The sequence below is a fragment of the Brevibacterium sp. genome, assembly GCF_052105255.1.
Lineage (GTDB): Bacteria > Actinomycetota > Actinomycetes > Actinomycetales > Brevibacteriaceae > Brevibacterium > Brevibacterium linens_B.
The window spans coordinates 80,067-82,693 of record NZ_JBQDYQ010000007.1; the positions used below are offsets into that span (position 1 = coordinate 80,067).

Annotated in this window: 3 protein-coding genes; all 3 read right to left on the reverse strand. The window is 67.4% G+C overall.

Going from position 1 to position 2,627, the window contains the following annotated elements:
* The coding region (locus ACTIIH_RS04115) for an MFS transporter (protein ID WP_441450638.1) at positions 1 to 405 on the reverse strand (405 nt) is incomplete at its 3' end.
* Positions 406 to 448: 43 nt separating this feature from the next.
* Entirely contained in the window at positions 449 to 1,996 is a 1,548-nt protein-coding gene (locus ACTIIH_RS04120; RefSeq protein WP_441450640.1) for an amidase, read from the reverse strand.
* A gap of 70 nt (positions 1,997 to 2,066) precedes the next feature.
* Positions 2,067 to 2,627, reverse strand: a 561-nt coding sequence (locus tag ACTIIH_RS04125; RefSeq protein ID WP_441450641.1) for a M20/M25/M40 family metallo-hydrolase, incomplete at its 5' end; no start/stop codon positions are given.

Here is a 2,627-nt window from a genome sequence, read left to right on the forward strand (position 1 = left end):
GAGGATCGGAGCGGCCACGCCGATTGTGCTGTAGCCGGGCAGCAGCCCGATCGCGAAAGTCGCGAAGCCCATCATGAGCAGGGACAGCACGAGCATCGACTTGCGGCTGAGCTTGTCACCGAAGTGCCCGAAGATCACTCCGCCCAAAGGCCGCGCGACGAAGGCGACGGCGAAGGTCGACAGCGACGCCAGCTGTCCGGCCAAGGGGTCGAGCGAGGGGAAGAACTGGTCGTTGAGCACGAGCACAGCCGCGGTGCCGAAGAGGAAGTAGTCGTACCATTCGACGGTCGTGCCGATGAAGCTCGCGAAGGCGACCTTGCCCGGGTTGGTGCTGCTCGGATCGGCTGAATGCGTGGTGGTTCCGACGGGGTCGTCGGGGCGAACTGATTGCGGATCAGACGTCATTGTGGGTCCTTCTTGCTGTTTCAGGGGTTCCGAAGTCGGGTTCTCACTGTGGCGCGAGACCGGACCACGGACGCAGCGCTTCGATCGCCGCGGCGATGTCGAAGGCGCGGGCGTCGTCATAGGGGTGGGCGATGACCTGGACGCCGGTGGGGATGCCGCAGTCGGCCGTGCCGGAAGGCACATTGACGATCGGCACGCGGTTGCAGATATTGAACGGCATCGTCATATGCGCCTGCCAGTAGTGCTCGAGCCGGACGTCGTCCCCGCCGTCATTCCCGCTCGCACCACCTGACCTGGCAACTTCACGTCCGATGCCGTCGGCACCGACCGTGATCCCGTCGAGGTAGCTGGCTCCAGCTTCCAATCCCGCCACCGCCGAGGTGGGCGCCACGAGCACATCGAACCCGTCCATCGCGGACGCCAGCTCGGCCTGGATCTGTGATTCCATGGCGAGTCCGTCATAGAAGGACCGGCGTGCGGCGACGGCTTCCGCATCGGCCATGAACCGCACCGTGTACTCAGCCAGGGTGTGTTCATGGCCGCGAGTGGCCTTTCGCATGGCGGGCGCGAGCAGGTTTCCGAAGTGCGTGAACGCGGTCTCGAAGATCCGCTCGGACGTCCACGGCAGTGCGATCTCCTCGACGTGTGCCCCGGCCGATTCCAGGGCCGAGGCGACCGCGCGGGTGTTCGCTTCGATGTCCTTCCCGACGGCGAAGTCCCCCAATCGCACGCACAGCGCGACCCTGCGTCCGCGGAGCCGATCGGCCGCCTCGGCGGGGTCGAAGTCATCGAGGAACCCGGGCGAGGCGATCGTCGCGTGATCGCTCGGATCGACGCCGACCATGACTTTGGCGAGCAGGGCGGCATCGGCGACGGTGCGCGTCATCGGCCCGTCTCCGCGATACCAGTCGGCGGCCAGGGGTTGGGCGCCGGGGATCCGACCGTACGGAGCTTTGTAGCCGACGGTGCCGGTGAAGGCGGCGGGCAGCCGCGTCGATCCGGCGATGTCCGAGGCCGTGGCCAGAGGCGCGAATCCGGCGGCGAGCGCGGCACCGGACCCACCCGAGGACCCTCCCGGTGAGAGGTCGAGGTTCCACGGGTTGCGGGTTACGCCCCACATCGGCGAGTGCGTGATCGTCGCGCAGCTGAACTCCGGCGAGGTGGCTCGGGCGTGGACGAATCCCCCGGCGGCGCGGATGCGGGCGATGATCGCGGCATCGTTGTCGGCGATGGTGTCGCGTTCGTGGAGCAGCCCTTGGGTGAGGCCGCGGCCGGCCAGGGCGTGTTTCTCCTTGGCGATCACGGGAAGTCCGAGCAATGGCCGGGCGGCGGCCGCCTCGGCGAGGTCATCGTCGGTGGCGTTCGCATAGAACGTCTCGGCTTCCCGCGCCGAGGTGACCGCCTCCTCGACGACTTCGGTGACCGCATTGATGCGCTCATCGTCGGAGGTGATCCGGCCGATGAGCGAGCTCAGGTAGTCGACCGGGGACAGCTCCTTGGTCCGGAAGGCAGCGAGCGCCTCGGTGGCGGACAGGGTCCAGGGTTGAGTGGGGTCGGGCGCTGTGGCTGGACCGGTTGCATTGGCGGTCATGGGGTCACCTCGATGTGAGTTCGCAGGAGGTCGCTGCTGTCACCGTAGCGGATGCGCTGAATATCGGTGCTCATGCGCGCGCCTCGGCGACGGAGGAACCGACCCACACGGCACCGTCACGGACGTCGGCGAGTTCACCGCGGACGAGTTCGCCGGCCACCGAGGTGAGGACGCGGACTCCGCGGAGCATGTCGTCGTCGGTGGTGAATTCGCGTTCGCAGTGGGAGACGCCGTCGACGCTGGGCACGAACATCATCACGGCGGGCACGCGGTGATTCATCGCCACGGAATCGTGGCCGGCCATCGTCTCCAACCGGCGGATGCTCAGGCCTTCGTTGGCGACAGCCTTCTCGGCGAGTTCGACGCCCTCGGTCGGGAAGCGGCGTTTGTCGCGGATGTCGAAGTCGCGGGCGTCGATAGTGATGTCGTGGGTGCGGGCGATCTCGGTGATCTGCGTCTTCAGTGAGTTGCGGGCGGCTTGGACGATGGCGGGATCCGAGGAGCGGAGGTCGGCGACCATGTGGACGCGGCGGGGAACGACGATCGGCGAGTTCGGTTCGACGACGTGCTGGCCGACCGAGGAGACGAGTGCTTCTTCCTCGAACTCGTCAACCACCTCGGCGACGGCGAG

Bases quoted from the DNA above. Each gene is read 5' to 3' on its own strand.
- ACTIIH_RS04120 (WP_441450640.1), bottom strand. From the start codon at position 1,996: ATGACCGCCAATGCAACCGGTCCAGCCACAGCGCCCGACCCCACTCAA.